Raw genomic sequence first — 1288 nt, 5'->3', positions numbered from 1 at the left:
CTCGACCTGGGCCAGGCTGGAAAGCTGTTGCATCAAGGGCACGGGGTCGAAGGAGCCGTCCTCTGAACGGCGCAGGATGTCGAAGTCGTCGATGACGAGAAGGGTTTGCCAACCCGGTTTTCTGACACGAACGAGATTGTGCCCCCAACTCACCAGATCGCAGAGAGACTGCTCGTCGAAGGGCGGTATCTGCAGCGTGCGGGATTCAGTGTCGCTTCGTTCGCGGGTCGAGTCCAGACTCGCCGGGAGGGCGCCAAAAATGGAGGGAAGCCCCGGGCTCTTAAGCGATGCACCGAGGCGCTGCTTCAGGCCTTTACTCGCTTCTTCGCTTATCTTGACGGTCCCCTGGCCAGTGATCGCTTCGGAGTACACGCGCCGAATTTCGTGGACCGGTTCCAGAACGGAACGGTCGCCGTCGCCGATCACTCCCTTCTTGCCGGCAGCGTTGTCCAGCTGTGCCGAGACCTGATGCAGGATCTCCCGAAGGACAGCCCGCCCGTCCGCGTGGCCTGTCGTGATCGTTACGTCGATGATTGCCGGGAAGCTTCTCGTCAACCCCGCGGTCGCCCGTCTGAGGAGATGGCTCTTGCCGACCCGGGCCAATCCGGTGATCGCGAGAATGCGCCTGGGATCCTCCTGCCGAACGGCCTTGACGTGGCTGACCACCTGATCGAGTTCTCGCTCCCGGTCGACGAAGGCAGCCTTGAGCTTTTTCGGGTTGCGGGGAGGCTCGTGATCCAGAAAGGCAATGATGTTCTTCTGCTTGGCCATGAAAGGAAACCTCGGTCGTCAATCCATTTCCGCGTCGGACGTTCCCTGGCAGCCCGCGAATGCCGCGCGACGGCGCCCCTCTTGCATGTCGTAGTATACGCGCAGGATCAGCTGTCGTCGTTCGACGGTTGAGCGTGCCACTGCTCCATGTGCCGGCGCTGGGTCTCGGACAGGGGTTGCGCAAGGCATCGAGCAGCGGATAGCGGCGAGATCGAGGTTGGCGGGGATGTCTTCAGGCATGGTGATCTCCCGGGAGACTATCTGCGGCGTTGCCAGCCGTAGACGGACCGACCAGTGTGACGGTGCCACGCGGGGATTCGACGACCGCCAGCAGAGCGGGCGCCGATCCTGGGACGGATCGGGGCGATGATCTCGAGGTAGCGATCGGCTTCGAGATCGAGCAGCGCGTTATGGGTGCCGACGCCGGGGTGGCGACCGCCGATCGCGGCGCGATCGTGCGGGCACGTTCATGCAAGTTCATGCCAGGACTCTCATCAACGCGTATGATCTCATGGCT

Annotated in this window: 1 protein-coding gene and 1 pseudogene; both read right to left on the bottom strand. The window is 62.7% G+C overall.

Going from position 1 to position 1288, the window contains the following annotated elements:
• A partial coding sequence (locus GY725_26015) for an ATP-binding protein (GenBank protein MCP4007652.1) occupies positions 1–771 on the bottom strand: 771 nt, incomplete at its 3' end.
• A 257-nt stretch (positions 772–1028) separates the two neighbouring features.
• Positions 1029–1214: pseudogene (locus GY725_26010) on the bottom strand (hypothetical protein).
• Between the last annotated feature and the right edge of the window lie 74 nt (positions 1215–1288).

Source organism: bacterium, assembly GCA_024226335.1.
Classification (GTDB): Bacteria; Myxococcota_A; UBA9160; order SZUA-336; family SZUA-336; genus JAAELY01.
Note: the sequence above shows the minus strand (reverse complement) of the source record. Positions and strands in the feature narration are given on the sequence as shown.